This window comes from Candidatus Tisiphia endosymbiont of Hybos culiciformis (assembly GCF_964030975.1).
In the GTDB taxonomy this organism is placed as follows: Bacteria; Pseudomonadota; Alphaproteobacteria; order Rickettsiales; family Rickettsiaceae; genus Tisiphia.
Genome location: NZ_CAXIQH010000001.1, coordinates 1725992 through 1746227 on the forward strand (window position 1 = coordinate 1725992; position 20236 = coordinate 1746227).

General features: G+C 34.0%; 15 protein-coding genes. 12 read left to right on the plus strand and 3 right to left on the minus strand.

From position 1 onward, the window contains the following. Window positions 1-110: 110 nt before the first annotated feature. Complete coding sequence (locus tag ACQH2P_RS09360; protein ID WP_425363903.1) at window positions 111-917, plus strand: DsbA family protein; 807 nt, start codon at window positions 111-113, stop codon at window positions 915-917. Between the two features lie 428 nt (window positions 918-1345). Here ACQH2P_RS09360 and ACQH2P_RS09365 read toward each other — a convergent pair whose 3' ends face one another. Further along, on the minus strand, window positions 1346-1513 hold the full coding sequence (locus ACQH2P_RS09365) for a hypothetical protein (protein ID WP_425363904.1): 168 nt from the start codon (window positions 1511-1513) through the stop codon (window positions 1346-1348). A gap of 627 nt (window positions 1514-2140) precedes the next feature. Between ACQH2P_RS09365 and rho the strand changes: the two genes are divergently transcribed. After that, window positions 2141-3493, plus strand: a complete 1353-nt coding sequence (gene rho / locus ACQH2P_RS09370) for a transcription termination factor Rho (protein WP_425363905.1) — start codon at window positions 2141-2143, stop codon at window positions 3491-3493. Between the two features lie 20 nt (window positions 3494-3513). Continuing rightward, the gene (gene mdh, locus ACQH2P_RS09375; protein ID WP_425363906.1) at window positions 3514-4458 is read left to right on the plus strand and encodes a malate dehydrogenase; all 945 of its coding nucleotides are present in this window, start codon (window positions 3514-3516) and stop codon (window positions 4456-4458) included. Between the two features lie 145 nt (window positions 4459-4603). Here the strand turns inward: mdh and ACQH2P_RS09380 are convergent, their stop codons facing one another. Next, complete coding sequence (locus ACQH2P_RS09380) at window positions 4604-5773, minus strand: glycosyltransferase family 4 protein (RefSeq protein ID WP_425363907.1); 1170 nt, start codon at window positions 5771-5773, stop codon at window positions 4604-4606. Window positions 5774-5789: 16 nt separating this feature from the next. Here ACQH2P_RS09380 and ACQH2P_RS09385 point away from each other — a divergent pair, with 16 nt between their 5' ends. The 9 genes from ACQH2P_RS09385 to ppdK all read left to right on the plus strand — a co-directional run bounded on the left by ACQH2P_RS09385 (window position 5790) and on the right by ppdK (window position 18329). After that, window positions 5790-6668, plus strand: a complete 879-nt coding sequence (locus tag ACQH2P_RS09385) for an alpha/beta hydrolase (protein ID WP_425363908.1) — start codon at window positions 5790-5792, stop codon at window positions 6666-6668. A gap of 5 nt (window positions 6669-6673) precedes the next feature. After that, on the plus strand, window positions 6674-7435 hold the full coding sequence (locus tag ACQH2P_RS09390) for a DUF2608 domain-containing protein (protein ID WP_425363909.1): 762 nt from the start codon (window positions 6674-6676) through the stop codon (window positions 7433-7435). Window positions 7436-7449: 14 nt separating this feature from the next. Further along, window positions 7450-8466 carry an efflux RND transporter periplasmic adaptor subunit gene (locus tag ACQH2P_RS09395; protein ID WP_425363910.1) on the plus strand — a complete coding sequence of 339 codons (1017 nt, stop codon included), beginning with the start codon at window positions 7450-7452 and terminating at the stop codon, window positions 8464-8466. 150 nt (window positions 8467-8616) lie between these two features. After that, a complete protein-coding gene (locus ACQH2P_RS09400; RefSeq protein ID WP_425363911.1) occupies window positions 8617-9588 on the plus strand; it encodes an SPFH domain-containing protein in 972 nt (323 codons plus the stop codon). Between the two features lie 232 nt (window positions 9589-9820). Next, complete coding sequence (locus ACQH2P_RS09405; protein ID WP_425363912.1) at window positions 9821-11296, plus strand: sensor histidine kinase; 1476 nt, start codon at window positions 9821-9823, stop codon at window positions 11294-11296. A gap of 433 nt (window positions 11297-11729) precedes the next feature. After that, window positions 11730-11906 (plus strand): HIG1 domain-containing protein, encoded by a 177-nt coding sequence (locus tag ACQH2P_RS09410; RefSeq protein WP_425363913.1) that lies wholly within the window; start codon window positions 11730-11732, stop codon window positions 11904-11906. 50 nt (window positions 11907-11956) lie between these two features. Beyond that, window positions 11957-13939 carry a DNA topoisomerase IV subunit B gene (gene parE / locus ACQH2P_RS09415; protein ID WP_425363914.1) on the plus strand — a complete coding sequence of 661 codons (1983 nt, stop codon included), beginning with the start codon at window positions 11957-11959 and terminating at the stop codon, window positions 13937-13939. Between the two features lie 7 nt (window positions 13940-13946). Beyond that, window positions 13947-15335 (plus strand): S41 family peptidase, encoded by a 1389-nt coding sequence (locus ACQH2P_RS09420; protein WP_425363915.1) that lies wholly within the window; start codon window positions 13947-13949, stop codon window positions 15333-15335. Between the two features lie 351 nt (window positions 15336-15686). After that, on the plus strand, window positions 15687-18329 hold the full coding sequence (gene ppdK, locus ACQH2P_RS09425) for a pyruvate, phosphate dikinase (protein WP_425363916.1): 2643 nt from the start codon (window positions 15687-15689) through the stop codon (window positions 18327-18329). A 359-nt stretch (window positions 18330-18688) separates the two neighbouring features. On the opposite strand, the gene clpX is transcribed toward ppdK, so the two are convergent. Next, complete coding sequence (clpX, locus tag ACQH2P_RS09430; protein WP_425363917.1) at window positions 18689-19954, minus strand: ATP-dependent Clp protease ATP-binding subunit ClpX; 1266 nt, start codon at window positions 19952-19954, stop codon at window positions 18689-18691. Between the last annotated feature and the right edge of the window lie 282 nt (window positions 19955-20236).

Genomic DNA, 20236 nt, shown 5'->3' on the forward strand with positions numbered 1-20236 from the left:
ACTATGGATAAATGCTAATCTGGTTAGCTATAGGCAAAGTAATTGTTGATTTACTATTTTGAGTACAAACCTTTTTTTGTAACCTAAATATATTTAATAGAAAAGATATTATGCATAATGTTATTAGTAAAATATTATTGATTATTGTTGTTGTCCTAATAGCATTATTTGCTTATAAAACTATGAAGACTCCTAATGCTGTTTCTGCTACGGTTTCGATTAACACTGCCGATCAGCAATTATTAGAAAAAAAAGAAGCGGTAGAAAAAATCGAGCAAATTGTAAAAGAATATTTATTAAAAAATCCTGAAGTAATAATTCAGTCAATAGAAGCTCTTCAGCGGCGTAAAATGCAGGAAATGGAAATAAAAACTGGTGAATATATCAGAGATAATAAATCTGAAATAGAAAATTCTCTTACATCTCCAGTGCTTGGTGATCCGAATGGTGATATAATCATTGCTGCCTTTTATGATTATAATTGTGGTTATTGTAAAAAAGGTAGTCATTTTATTAATCAGTTAATCAAATCAGATAAGAACGTTAAAGTTGTTTTGCAACTATACCCACTTCTTGGTGATGCATCTAATTATGCTGCAACTATTGCTTTGGCTGTTTATAAGACAACTCCGGATAAGTTTCAGGATATTCATAATGGTTTAATGGAGCTAAAACCTATTACCAAAGAATCTGTAGAAAAACTGCTCCTAGAAAATGATTTAAATCTTGAAATAATCACAAAAGAAATTAATAAAGGAGAGATAGAAAATCTTCTCGACAAAAATATTAAATTAGCAAAAGGTTTAAGAATACAAGGAGTTCCTGCTTATATTATTAATGGTAAATTAGTGGCAGGGATGATGGATATGGAGCAATTGCAAAAAATAATTGCCGATATAAGAAGTCAAAATAAATGATAATAGACTTACCTAGCATAAGTCAAAAAAGCCCTCGGGATTTTTAGAAGAAACGAAGTCGAGTGCCGCAACGTACATAGACGTACGTGAGGAGTAAAGGTGAGTTTCGACGACAAAATCACTAACTAAATTGACTTATGCAGGAAATCTAATGATATATTCAAATCATTAGAGTATATTCAGCTATTGATTATGACTTTTTAATTACTTTGAGATGGTTGTTTTGTGTAAATTGTTTGACAAATGTAAAATAATTTGATAAACATTAGTGCTAGTATTTATTCCCAAAAATTAAGTTAGTTATACTCAAATAATTTGGAGAATGGGGACAATAAACAAGGGGTGAGTTAGCGGAGCGTACATGAAGATTGTTCGCACCGGGTACCACAACTGTCGAAAGTTAGAAGGTAGAGCGGGTTTAGAGGTCATCATGGCAGTTTAAAAGTTGCAGGAAAATAACTGGCGTCATTGCGAGGAGGCGTGAACCGACGAAGCAATTGTGAATTGTCATTCCCGCGTAGGCGGGAATCTAAGATCCCTGCTTTCGCAGGGATGACATTAATATTAAGCAAGGATGACACAAAACAGGATTGCATGCTCTTCTCGCAATGACGTTGACCACATACGACTTTTAAAGTACACTATCTAAAATCGTTTCCTCTTCTAACTTTCGACAGTTGTGACGCTGGTGCCTCGAGGTTTTACGGAGCCAATTTTTTAAAGATTAAGAGTAACCCGAAAATATAAATGCTCTCTATAGTTCTATTTAAACCTAGTTAGGTTGTTGGAATTTTGCGATGCTAATTTCTTCAAATCATTCGAGTAGTAGTCTAAACCTTAATCTTTCATAGGTTTCATGATTTTTCCGGTTTTTAAGCAATAAATCTCTTTCAAAACTAGCTATGAGAGAGGAGTTTTTAATAAAAATTTAATCGAAAAATCGTAACTAGTGCTTAAAAATGTACGCAAGGATTTCCTCGATTGATTTTGACAACACAATGACCTAAAAGAATAAAGTTTCTAGGTTCCGTTGACAAAATTTAAATTGTTTATATTTTGGGTATTTTTAAGCGAAAATTAATAAGATTTTTGCAGGAATAGTTATTCCTATTTCAAAAAAATCTTATAATTTGCAGCTAATAAAGAGTCAAAATAGAATAATTTAAATTTTGTCAACAGAACCTATAACAGTCTAATCTTAACTAATCTAAAGAAAATAAAATATGACAAGAAATACAGTGACTGACAATAAGGAATCATCTGATAATCATTACAATAATAGTATCAAGTATGATAATCCCAATAAAGATGGTATTGTTACCATCAATCTTAAACAATTAAAGCGTAAATCACCTGAAGAGTTACAAGTACAAGCAGAAAATCTTAATATTGAGAATTCTAGTGCTTTGCTAAAACAAGAGCTAGTCTTTGCTATACTTAAGAAATCTGTTGAGCAGGGTGATTTGATTTCAGGAGAAGGTGTACTGGAAATTCTACCTGATGGATTTGGTTTCCTTAGATCCCCAGAGGTAAATTATTCCGCTGGCCCTGATGATATTTATATTTCTCCAAGTCAGATTCGTCGTTTTGGATTACGTACAGGGGACACGGTAGAAGGGCAAATTAGGGCTCCAAAACCGGGAGAACGGTATTTTGCATTATTAAAAGTAAATAAAGTTAACTTTGAAGATCCTTCTAAGGCGTATCATAGAGTACATTTTGATAATTTAACGCCACTTTATCCTGAAGAAAAATTATCATTAGAACTAGAAGATAATAGCAAGGATTTTAGTACAAGAATAATTGAATTGGTGGCTCCTATGGGTAAAGGACAACGTGCGTTGATTGTTGCTCCACCAAGAACTGGTAAAACTGTTCTATTGCAAAATATAGCACATGCCATTACCACCAATAATCCAGAAGTATTTTTAATTGTTTTATTAATCGACGAACGTCCAGAAGAAGTTACTGATATGCAGCGTTCAGTGCGTGGTGAAGTAGTTAGCTCAACTTTTGATGAACCAGCTATGAGGCACGTTCAGCTTGCAGAAATGGTTATTGAGAAAGCTAAAAGGTTAGTAGAGCATAAAAGAGATGTGGTAATATTGGTTGATGCAATAACAAGACTTGCTAGAGCTTATAACACTGTTGTACCATCGTCTGGTAAAGTTCTTACAGGAGGAGTTGATGCAAATGCATTACAACGACCAAAAAGATTCTTTGGAGCGGCAAGAAATATTGAGAATGGTGGTTCATTAACTATAATAGGAACCGCTTTAATTGACACCGGTTCACGTATGGACGAGGTGATCTTTGAAGAATTTAAAGGTACTGGTAATTCTGAAATAGTTCTCGATCGTAAAATAGCTGATAAACGTATTTATCCTGCGATTGATATTACTAAATCTGGTACACGTAAAGAGGAGTTATTGGTTGATAAAGCCATTTTAACCAAAATGTGGGTTCTTCGTAGAATCATTAATCCAATGGGGACAATAGATGCAGCAGAGTTTTTAATTGATAAACTTAAAAATACTAAAACTAATACAGAATTCTTTGACTCAATGAATTCATAAAATGCTTTTCAGGAGGAAGTATGGCTAAAAAAACAAAAATTGCTTTAATTGGTGGTGGCAATATCGGTGGAACACTTGCACATTTGATAGCCTTTAGAGAACTTGGTGACGTAGTTATGTTTGATATATCTAACGGTTTTCCGCAGGGTAAGACTTTAGATATATCACAAGCTGGGGCCATTACAGGTTCAGATGTAAGTATCACAGGCACTAATGATTATAAAGACATGGAAGGTGCAGATGCTATAATTGTTACAGCCGGAGTACCACGTTTACCAGGGATGAGTCGTGATGACTTAATTAATGTGAATAGCACTGTCATAAAAACTGTTGCGGCAAATATTAAGCAATATGCCCCAAACGCTTTTGTCATTGTTGTAACCAACCCACTTGATGCTATGGTTTATGTAATGTTAAAGGAAAGTGGACTACCTAGCAATAGGGTAGTTGGGATGGCTGGGGTACTTGACTCAGCCAGATTTAACCTTTTCTTAGCCCATGAATTTAATGTTTCTGTAGAAAATGTTAGTAGTTTTGTCCTTGGGGGGCATGGTGATTCAATGGTTCCTTTGGTTAGATATTCGACAATTAATGGAATACCAGTTTTAGATTTAGTAGAAATGGGATGGTCAACGAAGGAACGTATTAACGCAATAATAGATCGTACAAGAAATGGTGGTGGAGAAATTGTTTCACTACTTAAAAGTGGTTCCGCCTATTACGCTCCAGCAACTTCTGCTATTGAAATGTTAGAGAGTTATTTAAAAGATAAACGCAAAATATTAAGTTGTGCTGCTTATCTTCAAGGGGAATATGGAGTAAAAAATATGTATGTCGGTGTGCCGGTTATTATTGGTAAAAATGGTGTGGAAAAAATAGTAGAAATAAAATTAAATGATGAAGAACAAAATTTATTTAACAAATCAGTAGATGGAGTTAGAAAGTTGATTGAGTCAGTAAAATGATAAAGATTATGTCATACCTGCGAAAGCAGGTATCTTAGATTCCTGCCGCAGCTAGGAATGACACCTTACAACAAAATAAAAAATGTAGGGTGCTATGGTTTAATACAGCCTGAAAGTTCTTTCCAACTTTTAACGTGGAGGCTTACTAGTTTCCTTTGAGTATTTCCTTATATAAATCTAAGGTTTTACTTAGCATTAAATCAAGAGAAAATTTATCGATTACTGCTTTTCTTGCCGCTTGTTGTATTTTCTTACCTTCATTGGTTTTAAGTATAGATAAGCAATGTTCAATTTTTTCTGCGAGATCAATTGGATCGTTTGGGTTGACATGAAATCCAGTATTTGTATCTGATATTGTTTCAATAGCTCCACCAATATTTGTAGCAATTACTAGCTTTTCCATTGATTGTCCTTCAGTTATAGTTCGACCAAACGCTTCTGGCTCAATCGAAGTAGATAACACTATGTCTGAAATACCATAAAGACCGAGCATATCAACTTCATTACCGAAAATTTGAACTTTACTTTGTAGTTTCAATAAGTTTATAAGAGATTTCACTCGGTTTGTAAAATTTGGATGTTTAGATAAATCTCCAACCATGAGACAGTAGAAATCTAGATGTTTTAATTTGCCAAGTGCTTCAACAAGGGTAAGGTGTCCTTTCCAACTGGTAACTCTTGATGGTAATAATATTATAGGAGGAGTGTTATTAGATAGACCGTATTTCTTTTTATATTTTATTAATTTTTCTTCTGTAACATTTTTGGGATCAAAATAGCGATAATCTACCCCTCGACGTATTACCACAATTTGTTCTTCTAGAATTTTATAATTAGCTAATATATGCTGTTTTACAAAATTAGACACAGCTATGACTTTTTCACCTTTGATCATCACGCTATTATAGAAATGTTTGAACAAATTCGAGACGTTGTAAATGCCATGAAATGTTGTTAAAAATTTGGTATTAGTAGCCTTTGCTGCCATATAACAGCTCCAAGCTGGAGCTCTCGATCTTGCATGTACTATATCTACATCATATTCCTTAATTATTTCTGATAGAATCCTTGCATTTTTCCATATTGAAAAAGGATTTTTAGTAGCACTATTCATAAAAACATGTGGTATATCTGCAGATACTAACTTTTCAACTAATGAACCACCAGAGGAGACTACAATAACATTATAGTCAGCTTCTTTTAACATTTTAGCTACTTCAATTGTCCCTCGTTCTACTCCCCCAGAGAATAAAGCTGGAACTACTTGCAAAACGGTTGGTTTATGGTATCGTTTGGGTGAATTTGATGAAATCATTAATTAACTAATTTAAATGAATAAACTATATAATACAGAAAAGAAAAAATTTATCACTTATAATAATTATAAAAGTAACAAAAAAAACATGCCTTCCGTAATGTTCTTACATGGTTTGATGTCACATATGAATGGTACAAAAGCTGTATTTCTTGAGAATTACTGCAAAACACAGGATTATAATTTTATCACATTTGATAATTTTGGTCATGGAAAATCATCAGGTAATTTTCTCGATGAAACTATTGGCTCATGGCTTATGGGGGTTGAGATGGTATTAGATGAATTTCTCATATACTCAAATGATCCTATGAATGGGGGCAATAAACAAGGGGTGAGCGTACTAGGCGTACATGAAGTACGTGAGTACGCAAATACCCCGAAGTTTTGCGGAACCAATTCGCAGGAGCAGAAGAGTATACAACCAACTATTGTAATAGGTTCCAGTATGGGAGCCTGGCTAGCCATTCTTGCTGCTATAAAATTTCCTAGTAAAATTTGTGGCGTTGTTGCTCTTGCTCCGGCAATAGATTTTACAGAAACTATTTGGGAAAATTTAACTGAAATTCAAAAAATACAAATGCAGCAACAAAAATGGCTTGAGGTTGGTGGGCGTAATTGCAATGATACATATCCAATAAGTTATCAATTAATACTTGAAGCTAAAAATCACTTGTTACTAAACTCAAATAGTATTAATCTTAAGCAACCTGTTCATTTAATTCATGGGATGTTAGATGTTGACGTACCTTATACCATTTCAAGTAAGCTGGTAGAAAAAATTACTAGTGATATAGTAGTGATGAAATTAATAAAAGATGGACATCACAACCTTGCACGAGAATCAGATTTAGCTATAATTGCTAATTCTTTGGAAGAAATAATAAATTATTAAAACTAATGAACAGACATACATTTACTAAAACAACTAAAGTCTCAGATTTTTTAAGAATCTCAGAAGTAATAGATAAGCTAGATCAAGATAGTTTGGCACTTTTTGACGTGGATGACGTACTGATCATGGATCAAGATGAATATCGCTTAACTCACCCTTATAGACTTGAATGGCGTGCTGAAAGTAAAAACCGCCTTACCAGAGAAGAAAGGCAACTTTTTTTTAGTATTATTTTAAAAAATCGTACTATTCGCTTAGTGGATCCCCATATAAATGATATACTTAATAAATTATGGGAGAAGCAAATTCCAACTGCTGCTCTGACTAAATTATATACAGGTCGGTTCGGTGTTATTGAGGATTTTACTGATTGGCGTTTAAAAGAGCTGAAAGGAATAAATATAGATTTTATGAAATCTACTCCCATAAAAGAGGAAATATTAATTGATGGATTACATGGTAAGAATGGTATACCAATGATGAAAGAAGGGGTGATTCTTACTGCTGATATTGATAAAGGTGCAGTATTAGAGAATATTTTACACAACAGGAATTACTATCCTAAAACCATAATATTCGTTGATGATGTTTTAGAAAATATTGAGTCGGTGGAAAAAATATGTACTAAATTACAAATTAATTTTTATGGGTTTGAATTTAACGGAGCTTCTCTAGTGCCAGAAGCAGAACTTGATAAGAAAAGTGAAAAAATTCGTTTTGAGATACTAGAGAAAGAACATCGTTGGGTAACAGATTTAAAACTTTAAATATTATATTTGAAATGTTAAATAAGTTAATTGTTTTTGTAAGTATATGCATTATTTCGTGCTGTACTATCGCTGAAGAACAAGAGGGCATTTTGGTAAAAGCCAGTAAAGTACAAATGGCTGATCTGTATAATGTTTTCACTGTTGTAGGGCAATGTAAAAATGATATGAGCCGGGATTATTATACAAATACTTCCGGTACGGTTGATATAATATCTAATGCCCAGGGTGGTAAGGTTCATAAAGGAGATGTTTTACTTATTATTGACCAAGATTTAGCTGTGTCAACTAAGTCACAAGCAGAAGTATCTTTAAAAATGGCTATGGCTGCTTATAGTCGTGATAAGGCATTATATGCCAAAAAATATATTAGTAGCGATGTGCTAGAAAAATCAAATAGTGCTTTAGAAGTAGCTAAGCTTGCTTTTGCCAAAGCGATGAATAGTTACAACGATATGGTTATTATAGCACCATTTGATGGAAATATTGGTATAATAAAACTGAGAATAGGGGATAAGGTAGAGCAAGGAAAGTATCTTTTTAGCATTATTGCTCAAGATTCTACCACTAAGAGTATTTTAATGGAGTTACCTGAGGGGCTTTATAATCAGGTGTCAAGATCCACTGATTTAGTAATAACTGAGAATAATGGTGATAAGATTAATGGGAAAATTGCTGAAATCTCGCAATATGTTTCAGATAATGGCACTATAAGTGCTAAAATTATTGTTGATTCTAATAGTAATATTGTACATAGAAGCTATGTGCATATAGACTTAATTCTTAATAAACATAGGAATTTAGCAGTAGCTAGTCAATCAGTACAGAGTAATAGTAAAGGTGAGTATTTTGTATATAAACTTAATGATAACAAAGTTCAACAACTTTATGTTAAGCTAGGGACTAGTCTAAATGGTCTAACAGAGATTATTTCAGATGAAATCAAGGAAGGAGATATGGTGATAGTGGAAGGGATTACTAAGATTAATGACGGTAGCATAGTGAAATTATTATATAGTGAAACCTATTGAATTAGGTGATACAAACTTTGTGTCATACCTGCGAAAGCAGGTATCTAGATTCCCGCCTACGCGGGAATGACAACTTACAATAGTTATGTTCTTTATCACCTAATCCTATAGGCATAACTATAGCTATAGATCAAATAAAGGAGAGAAAATATGGAATATATATTATTAGTTTGTAGTATTGTGGCAATTCTTATTATCATACAGATGGTTAAGGTTGTACCACAACAACAAGCATGGATTGTTGAGAAGTTTGGGAAGTTCGATAAGGTTTTGCAGCCTGGCTTGAATATTTTGATACCAGTGATTCAAAGAGTAGCATATAAACACACTTTGAAGGAAGAAGCGATTGATGTGACTGCTCAAACAGCCATTTCCAATGATAATGTTACGTTATTAATAGATGGTGTTTTATATGTAAAAATTGTCGATCCAGTTGCCGCATCTTATGGGGTTAATAGTCCATATTATGCCATTACCCAGCTTGCACAGACAACCATGCGTTCAGAAATAGGTAAATTACCATTAGATAGAACTTTTGAAGAACGAGAAACCTTGAACATTGCTATTGTCTCTGCTATTAACCAAGCGGCAGTAAATTGGGGGATACAATGTATGCGTTATGAAATTAAAGACATTCAGCCACCACAAACAATACTTAAAGCTATGGAGTTACAAGTTGCGGCAGAACGCCAGAAACGAGCCCAAATTTTAGACTCAGAAGGCAATAGACAAGCAAAAATAAATCATGCGGAAGGTGAGAAGGCTCAAGTTGTATTAAATTCTGAAGCTTCCTATATTGACCAAGTAAATAGGGCTAAGGGTGAGGCTGAAGCAATAGGATTAGTCGCCATGGCTACTGCTAAAAGTATTGAGCTTATAGCCGCCTCTATTCAAAAATCTGGAGGTAACGATGCAGTATCTTTAAAAATCGCTGAACAATATATATCTGCTTTTGGCGAATTAGCCAAGGATAGTAATACAGTAATTCTCCCGGCAAATCTTTCTGAGCCCGGAAGTTTTATAACTCAAGCTCTAAGTATTTTTGATCAGCTGAAATCAGTGAACGATAAAAAATTACCTAAGGAATCATCTATGAAGAAAAAACTTAGTGCTAGTGAATAACTTATAGCTAATCCGATTAGCATTACTCCGTCATTGCGAGGAGTTACAAGTAGCGACGAAGCAATCCTGTTTTGTGTCATCCCTGCGAAAGTAGATATCTAGATTACCGCCGTTGCTAAGAATGACAACTTACAATTGCTTCGTCGTGCTTACGTACTCCTCGCAATGACCAGTTTATCATGGCTAAAACCTTCTCGGGTACTATATACTCTAAATAATATGTGTAAATCTAATGATTCAAAATAAGTATATTGTTAGACTGGCGTTCTTTGGGTTGTTTATAAATATCATTGTCAACATGATTTACTATCGTTACTTCATTATTGAAGAAATGATTTTAAAACAAGTTGGAGAAGCAAATATTAAAATAGCTAATGTTTACACAAAAAATGTCTGGAATAGGAATAAAACTGCTGTAAATAAATTACATGAATTTGGTTATATAAACTTATTACAAGATGCTGATTTTATTAAGTTTGCAACTACTTCAGTTGATATTTTTGTTAATCTCAATGCCTATATTTCTTTATATGATCTACAAGGTAATAAAGTCATAACCAGCTCTCCAATTCAAGTAACAAGTCAAGTGAATTTTCCTGAAGAGAATTTATATCAAAGGATTATTAGCCAAATTGATAAATATTTTTTAAAGGAGCTGGTTGTAGAACAAGCCTTTAACAAAGCTTTTAAAGGAATAACAAGTCATGTATTAATCCCTAGAGCTATATTCCATATGTCAGGGAAAGTAGAGAAGACATCTTGTATAACAAGTTATATTCCAATAATAAACCGCAGCCTATCTAGCTACCCTGTTGATGGTGTATTAGAGATTAATACCAATATTACTAGTTTATGGTCAAGTATTATAGAGCTGGAAGAAACAGTATTACTAACCTTTTTTATTATTTTGGTAATATTCTTAGTTATAGTTACAAGTAATACAAATTATGCCCAGAAAATTATAGATCAACAATTCGAGACTAATAAAGCATTAGAGGAAGCAGTAGTTAAGGTTAGAAATGAAAGTTCGGCTCATACTAAATTTTTTGCCAATGTTAGTCATGAGCTACGTACCCCTCTAAATGCTATTATAGGTTTTTCAGAAATTATGATGTCTACACCTTACAATAAAGACCATGATAATTATATAAAAGATATTAACAGTGCGGGTAAGCATTTACTCAGTATAATAACCGATATATTAGATTTGTCCAAAGCATCTGCTGACAAGCTATTAGTTGATTTTATCGAGTTAGATCTAAATAAATTAATTACTTCTACTGTAAGGATAATGAAGCCAAGAGCTGATCAGGTATCAGTGGAATTAATTGAAAAATTACCAAAAGAACATATTGTTATAAAAGCAGACCCCAAAAGACTTAAACAAGTATTTTTTAACCTTTTATCTAATTCTATAAAATTCACTAACTCATCAGGTACTATAACAATTTATGCTGAGAAAGATGAATCTAAAGGACTAGTTTATGTACAAGTTATAGATACTGGTATAGGAATTGATGAGAGAGATATTCCAAAAGTATTGTCAACCTTTGGTCAAATTGATAGTACCGTTGGCAGAAAATATCAAGGAACTGGTCTTGGTTTACCACTTACTCGCAAGTTGGTTGAACTAATGAAAGGTAAATTTGATTTACAAAGTAAAATAGGCATAGGCACTACCGTAACACTAACTTTTTCTTCTGATTAGCTATACTGCTTTGAAGAATTAAATTTGCAAATATTGAATTATTCGAGTATATTTCCAATGATTCTTTTATTTACTTTTATAGCTAAGGGGAATGTTTTGGATAGCTTTTGTCTATTAGTAAGGCAGACCGTAGGTCGACGAAGCAATCTAGAAAGTGATTAGAAATAGATTGCCACTACACTCACGTGGTCTCGCAATGAGGTTATAGGCACAGACGTCATTGCGAGGAGCCGCTTCGCTACGACACGGCAATCCAGAAAATTGCAACGGCAAAAATAAAACAGTGAGCTGTTTATTTGGATCGCCACGCCACTTCGTGGCTCGCGATGACGGTTATTCGTTTCTATAACCTAGTATTTTAATCATTAGCTGCGACTTTTAGTGTACCCTGCTTAACGGGTTAGCTATAAAGTCTATTTTTAGAGATAATTTTGTGGTATATATATTAATTGCTTTAAGTTTGACTACATTAATCTTAGTGATAGGCATTGTCTCTATGGCTATTGGTGGGAGATTTGACAAGAAATTTGGTTCCAAATTAATGTCGTTACGGGTTATATTTCAAGCATTTGCTGTATGTGTTCTTGCTTTTCTCTATCTTTCAAAATAGTATATCTACTCAAATAGTATTCATAAAAATTTGTAAGTTAATATCATAATATGCTTGATCTATTTAGCTTCAATGAGAAGAAGCCCAAAATTAATAATTCGTATACAGCGAAAGATATTGAAGTATTAGAAGGGCTTGAGCCTGTACGCAAGCGTCCTGGCATGTATATTGGCGGAACGGACGAGAATGCTATGCATCATCTTGTTTCGGAAGTGCTAGATAATGCTATGGATGAAGCTGTTGCTGGCTTTGCTAGCGTTATAACCATAAAAATGCATGTAAATAATAGTATCACTATCTCTGATAATGGTAGAGGAATTCCTGTTGATAATCACCCAAAATTCCCTGAGAAATCTGCTCTTGAGGTAATTTTAACTCACCTCCATTCGGGTGGAAAATTTTCAAATAATGTCTATCAAACAGCAGGTGGATTACATGGAGTTGGCATTTCTGTTGTTAATGCTTTATCAGACTATTTAGAAGTTAAGGTATACAAGCAGGGTAAATTATTCAAGCAATCTTATTCCAAAGGACAAAAATTGAATGATTTAACCAGTGAAGATACTGCCAAAAAACTAAAGGGAACATCTATCAATTTTCATCCTGACCCAGAAATTTTTGGAGATAAATCGTATTTTTTGCCAAAAAGAATATATGAATTGGCTAAATCAAAAGCCTATTTATATAGGGGAGTAACAATAGAGTGGCAATGTGAAATTGAAACTAAAAGTGATGTACCAACCACAGCTCTAATCCATTTTCCGGATGGTTTGAAGGATTATTTAATTTCAAAAATAAATTTGGAGGATTTAGTTAGTGGAGAGATTTTTTGTGGTAATATTGAGTGGGACCAAGATCACATAAAAGTGGAATGGGCAATTGCTTGGCATAAAAATGAAGTCCAACCCTTCATCCAATCATATTGTAACACTATTCCTACCCCTCTTGGTGGAACCCATGAGCAAGGTATGCGTAGTGCATTATTGCGTGGTATAAAAGTATATGGCGAAATGACCGGCAATAAAAAAACTACTTTACTTACTATTGAAGATATTCTTGAGACTTCTTCTATTGTTTTTTCTATATTTATCCAAGAACCAATATTTCAAGGACAAACAAAAGAAAAATTGGTTTCACCTGGGATTAATAAAATAGTAGAGAACATTATTAAAGACCATTTTGATCATTGGCTGAGCAGTAATAAGCTAGCAGCTAACCAATTGCTTGAGCATATAGTCAATATTGCTGAATACCGAATAAATAAGCGTAACGAAAAAAATATTTCACGTAAAACTGCTACACAAAAATTGCGACTACCAGGTAAATTAGCAGATTGTACAAGAACTTCTCCTAATGGGACGGAATTATTCTTGGTTGAAGGAGATTCCGCTGGAGGATCAGCTAAGCAGGCAAGAGATCGAGAAACCCAAGCTATTTTACCTCTTCGAGGCAAAATCCTGAATGTTGCCAATGCGACTTTCGAGAAGATTACTAACAATCAAGAAATTCAAGATTTAGAGGTGGCACTAGCATGCGGTAGTCTTAAAAATTACCGAGAGGAGAATTTACGTTACGAGAAAATAATAATTATGACAGATGCTGATGTTGACGGAGCTCACATCGCTTCATTGTTAATGACGTTCTTTTATCTTCGTATGCCGAAATTAATATCCTCAGGTCATTTATATCTTGCCAAACCACCGCTTTATAGACTAACACAGTCTAATAAAACTTACTATGCAGTAAATGAACAACAAAAAACTGATTTAACTGCTAAATTATTAAAGAATAGTAAGGCTAAAATAGATATTGGTCGATTTAAAGGATTAGGTGAAATGATGCCAGCTCAGTTAAAAGAAACAACAATGAATCCAAAAAATAGATCCATTTTAAAAGTTACTATAGATGATTTTGATAATATTGCTAAGATAGTAGACGATCTTATGGGCAAGAAACCAGAAAAACGTTTTCAGTTCATTTATAATCAGGCTTTAATTAAGATTGATACAATTATAAACAATCTCGATATTTAGGAGTATTATGTTCATACGTTTAATTATAATATTATTATCAAATTTTATCTTTTGTGTTAATGTCACATTAGCTGAAGAAGCAAAGAAAAATGAATTATCCAATCCTGCTTATTTCAAACAATTCCAAGAGGTCTTTGAACGTATTAATAGAGACTATGTCCAAGAACCTGAAAAACAAAAAATGACTGATGCGGCTATAGAAGGTATGTTAACTTCGCTAGACCCTCATTCTAGCTATTTTACTGATGATGATTTAAAAGATTTTCTTAATGATACTAAAGGAGAATTTGGCGGTATTGGTGTAGAAGTGCAGTATGACAATGGAACTATCAAAGTCGTTTCCCCTATCGATGATCTACCCGCCTATAGGGCAGGTATAAAAGCAGGAGACTATATAGTAGGAGTTAATGATGAGTTTGTCTCAGCTTTGGGTTTTTATAAGTCTGTCAAAGAGATGCGTGGAGAACCAGGGACAAAGGTACAATTATTGGTGATTACAGAAGGTGAATCTAAACCAAAAGCAATTGAACTTACCCGCGAAGTAGTTACCATTGTCCCAGTAAAAGCCCATTTAGAAAAAAATAACATAGCTTATATAAGAATAGTGACTTTTAATGAACATACCATTGCAGAATTAAAAAAATCTATGAAAACTTTAAAAGATGGAAGTAAAAATGGCATAGAAGGTATTATATTAGACCTACGTAATAATCCAGGGGGGTTGTTAGACCAAGCTGTTGCTGTTAGCGAATATTTTATTGATTCAGGGGTAATTGTTACTACCAAAGGAAGAACCAAAAATAGTAACTCCGTATTTAATAGCAATAAATCTGCAGAAAAAGCTCCCTCAGTTCCAATGATTGTTCTTATTAATGTTGGTTCTGCCTCAGCTGCTGAAATTGTAGCTGGTGCATTACAAGATCATAAAAGAGCGGTAATACTTGGCACAAAATCTTTCGGTAAAGGATCCGTACAAAGCTTTGGTCTAATCAGTCCTAGAGCTGCTATAAAGCTTACTACGGCTAAATATTATACTCCTAATGATCGTTCAATTCAAGCAGAGGGTATCGAACCTGACATATTTGTTGAGATGGTAAAAGTTGAATATCCCGAAACAAAAGTGATGGATGGAAGATTCTCTGAAGCTTCTTTAAAAAATTACCTAAAAAACGATAATAACAAAAACGATAATAAAAAAATAGACTCTACAAATAAAGATAAAGAGGCTACTAAGAAAACAGATGATATTACAAAAGATAAAGATAAGACAAAAAAGACTGAATCGAAGAATACTCTAGAACAACTATCTGATCTTTACAAAAAAGATTATCAATTTGCTAGAGCCTATGATTTGATTATGGGCTTAATTTTAACTAATAAAGTGAAAATGAACTGAAGAAGTAGAGGGGCTTGCTTATAGCTAACCCGACTAGCATTACTCCGTTTATTAGCGAGGAGACCGTAAAGTCGACGAAGCAATCCATTTTTGGTTACTTTTATAGATTGCTTCGTCGACCTATGGTCTTCTCGCAATGACGTTAACCACATACAACTTTTAAAGTGTACTATCTAAACCTGCTCTACCTCTAAAATCTTAACTGGTTAGCTATAGAAAAAAATTTAAAATATTACAAAAATAATGATAATTGCTATTAGTGGAGTATAAAAATCTGCTATATTATAACCTCAATTCGATATAGCTAACCCGAATATCGAAACTATATTCGTATAAATTATTTTGGTATTTATGAACAAATGGATCTATTATTTTGGTACTAAAGGTGGGGATGGTAATGCCCAAATGAAAGACGTGCTTGGCAGTAAAGGGGCTGGTCTTGCAGAGATGTCTAACTTAAATTTACCTATTCCAGATGGTTTTACTATTACTACAGAACTTTGTAATTATTTTTATAAAAATAATTACAGTTTGCCTGAGAACTTTAATAATGATTTAGTGATAGCTATTAAAAATTTGGAGAATTCTACAGGTAAGGTCTTTGGGGATCATAAAAATCCACTATTATTATCCGTCCGCTCAGGTTCAAGAGCTTCCATGCCTGGTATGATGGATACTATACTTAATCTTGGGTATAATGATCAAGTTTGCGATGCACTATCAAATATTACTGGAAATGAAATTTTTGCTCTTGACAGCTATCGACGATTTTTAGAAATGTATGGATCAATGGTATTGTCAATTTCAAATGGTTTATTTAAAAATGCATTTGAGATGCATAAGGTCAAATGTAATCTCTATCAAGAGAAAGAAATTACAGGAGATTTCTTAAAAATAATAGTTGAAGAGTTTAAAAAGATAATTTCTAATCATTGTGATGAATCATTTTTTGACCCATATAAACAATTAGAACAATCAATAAAAGCCGTATTGAAATCCTGGGCAGGTGATAGAGCGGTAACTTATAGAAAGTTACATAATATACCCAATGATTGGGGTACAGCGATTAATATACAGTCAATGGTTTTTGGTAATCAAGGGAGTAATTCTGCTACAGGTGTAGTATTCTCGCGTTGCCCTGCAACTGGTGAAAATAAGCTTTTTGGTGAATATCTAGTAAATGCCCAAGGCGAGGATGTTGTGTCAGGAACAAGAACCCCAAGCCTTATTATGGCAAACGAGCATGATATAGACTCCTCAATGCAAATGGTTATGCCCCAAATATTTGATCAATTGCAAGGAATTTGTAAGAAGTTAGAGCTGCATTACTTGGACGTACAAGATATTGAATTCACCGTACAAAACGGTGTTTTGTATATTTTACAAACACGTACTGCTAAAAGAACAGCTTTAGCCAGTATTAAAATTGCCACGGATATGGTACAAGAAGGGCTGATTTCTAAACAACAAGCAATAATGCGTGTAGATCCGGAATCGCTAACTCAGCTTTTGCATACGGCTATTGATTATAGCAATATTCTAAACCCTATCTCTAAGGGGCTGCCAGCCTCTCCAGGAGCTGCCACTGGTATAGTGGTTTTTTCTCCTTATGATGCCGAGAAAATGTCACACCACCATAAAGTAATTTTGGTACGCCATGATACTAGCCCTGAAGATATAAGTGGTATGTATGTTTCAGCTGGTATTCTGACCGCCAGAGGTGGGATGACCTCACATGCTGCGGTAGTTGCTAGAGGCCTAGGAAAACCATGTGTTTGCGGGGCAAATGATGTGGTAATAGATGAAAAAAAACAGATATTTAAAATAGGTAACACTATCATCAATTATGGTGACTTAATAACTATCGATGGTGGAACGGGAAAAATTTTCTTAGGGGAAGTGCCATTGATTCAGCCTACTTTTACTAAGGAATTTCAAACAATTCTAGATTGGGCAGATGAATTTGCTACTCTACAAGTTAGAGCTAATGCGGAGACTGTTTTAGATGCAGGTGTTTCCCTAAAATTTGGGGCAAGTGGAATAGGGTTATGTAGAACAGAACATATGTTTTTTGATCATGATAAAATTCCATTAGTACGAGAAATGATCATTGCTCCCGATATAGAGAGAAGGAAACAGGCGATAAGTAAATTATTGCCCTTGCAAATTCAAGATTTTAAAGCATTATTTAAAATTATGCAGGGCAAAGCCATAAATATCAGATTGCTTGACCCGCCTTTACATGAATTCTTACCAACAACAGAGGATGATAAAAGAAACTTAGCAAATGTGATGAATTTACCATTAGCTGTTGTTGAACAACGTTTGCACGCACTATATGAAGTGAATCCTATGCTTGGGCATAGAGGATGTCGCCTCGGTATTTCTTATCCTGAAATTTATCAAATGCAAATAACGGCAATTCTTACCGCTGTCAGAGAATTACAAGTTGAAGAAAATATAAATACTATTTTGGAGTTAATGATTCCTTTAATTAGTGATGTTAACGAACTAAAAATATTAAAGACCCATATACAAGATGTTATTACTAACATGGAAGATATTAACAAATGCAAGTTTGATTTCACTCTTGGTACTATGATCGAACTACCAAGAGCTGCTCTAAAGGCTGGAGAGATTGCTGAGGAGGTAGATTATTTTAGTTTTGGTACCAATGATTTAACACAAACAACTTACGGTATTTCTCGAGATGATGTGGCATCATTTTTTCCTGATTATTTGGAGAAAAAAATCTTTGCATTTGATCCCTTTAGTAAATTAGATGAGGAAGGGGTTGGGGAGTTAATAGAAATCGCTATAAAACGTGGGTTAAAAAATAACCCTACATTAAAACTTGGTGTATGCGGGGAGCATGCGGGTAACCCCCACTCTATAGAGTTCTTTCATAAGGTTGGTTTGCATTATGTATCCTGTTCACCATACCGTATTCCTATCGCCAGGATTGCCGCAGCTCAGGCGGCAATAAAAGCATAGTACCCTACATTTTTTATTTTGTAGTGAAAGTGTAATTCGACATAATGTACCAATTTAAGGGAAAAAACCGATCTCTAACTGTCACTGCGAGGAACTACTTTAGGCGACGAAGCAATCCAAAAGACCAGAAGTGGATTGCTTCGTCGTGCTTACACGCTCCTCGCAATGACGCTTGTGTAGCATAATATCCTTATAATTTTTTGCTATTTCACTACAAAATAAAAAATGTAGAGTACTATGCGTTTCCAGTTAAACTATCCCAATTCGTTGAAAATGCGTTTTACTCAGAGGAGTCCTTCTGTTAATTTTTAAGACAAAATACAATATAAATCTTTGTTAATACCAAAATTATTACCCCTCTAAACCGCCATACGTTTTTTAGTAGGTTTTACATAATTTTTTGGGGTAACTACTGGCTGAGCTGTACCATCTATCACATCTTTGGAAATATGTACGTGCATTTTTTTCAGATTGGTAACATTATACATACTGTCAAGTAGAAGTGTTTCAATTATAGATCTAAGACCCCTAGCTCCGGTTTTTCGTGTTAGTGCTTTTTCAGCTATTGCTTCTAAAGCATCGTTGTCAATTGATAGCTCAACATCGTCTAACTCGAATAATTTATGATATTGTTTAATAACAGCATTCTTTGGTTGAGTTAAAATTGCCACTAAAGACGCTTTGTCTAAGTCGTCTAAAGTTGCTATTACTGGAAGCCTGCCAATAAACTCAGGAATTAACCCAAACTTTACTAAATCTTCAATTTCTAATGATTTGAGTGTTTCACTATGGTTTCTTTCTTGTTTTGACTGGACATTTGCTGCAAAACCAATTGAACTTTGAGCAGTACGAGCAGTAATTATAGTATCTATCCCCATGAAAGCACCGCCACATATGAACAAAATATTGGAAGTATCTACTTGCACAAAATCTTGCTGTGGGTGTTTTCTTCCCCCTTGTGGTGGTACAGATGCAACAGTTCCTTCCATGATTTTAAGTAACGCTTGTTGCACACCTTCTCCTGAGACATCTCTTGTTATCGAAGGGTTTTCGGATTTTCTAGCGATTTTATCTACTTCATCTATATAGACAATGCCTCGTTGGGCTTTAGCTATATTAAAGTCTGCTGCTTGTAATAATCTTAGCAAGATATTTTCAACATCTTCACCAACATAACCAGCTTCAGTTAAAGAAGTTGCGTCTGCCATAGTAAAAGGTACATCAAGAATTTTTGCTAAGGTTTGAGCTAGAAGAGTTTTACCTGAACCAGTAGAGCCAATAATTAGGATATTTGATTTGTTTAATTCAACATCATTATTACTTGACTCGATATATTCTAATCTTTTATAGTGATTATATACCGCAACTGATAAGACTTTTTTTGCTTGATCCTGACCAATTACGTAATCATTAAGAGTAGAAAAAATCTTTTGTGGCGTTGGAATTGAAGAGGAAATTTGCTTAAGTGCTACCTTAGTTTCTTCTTTTATAATGTCAAGACAAAGTTCAATACATTCATTACAAATAAATACCGTAGGTCCAGCAATTAACTTTATTACTTCATATTGATTTTTACCACAAAAAGAACAATTTAACTCTTTTCTTTCGACTTCACCACTTGCCATAATTCTGCTTCTTTAATTTGTGATTTTAATATTATCTATATATGTCTAAATATAGATAAGTTATTTAGGTAAGTCTAATATATTTTCAGGATTACCTCATATTATAAGAAACATAACTTATCTTTAGGTTGTATAGCTAACCATACTAGCATTACTCCGTCATTGCGAGAAAGAGTGAGCCGACGAAGCAATCCATCTTTGGTTGCTTTTATGGATTGCCACGACCACTATGTGGTCTTGCAATGACGGAAGTACTTTCGTCTTCCTCACAATGACGGAGTA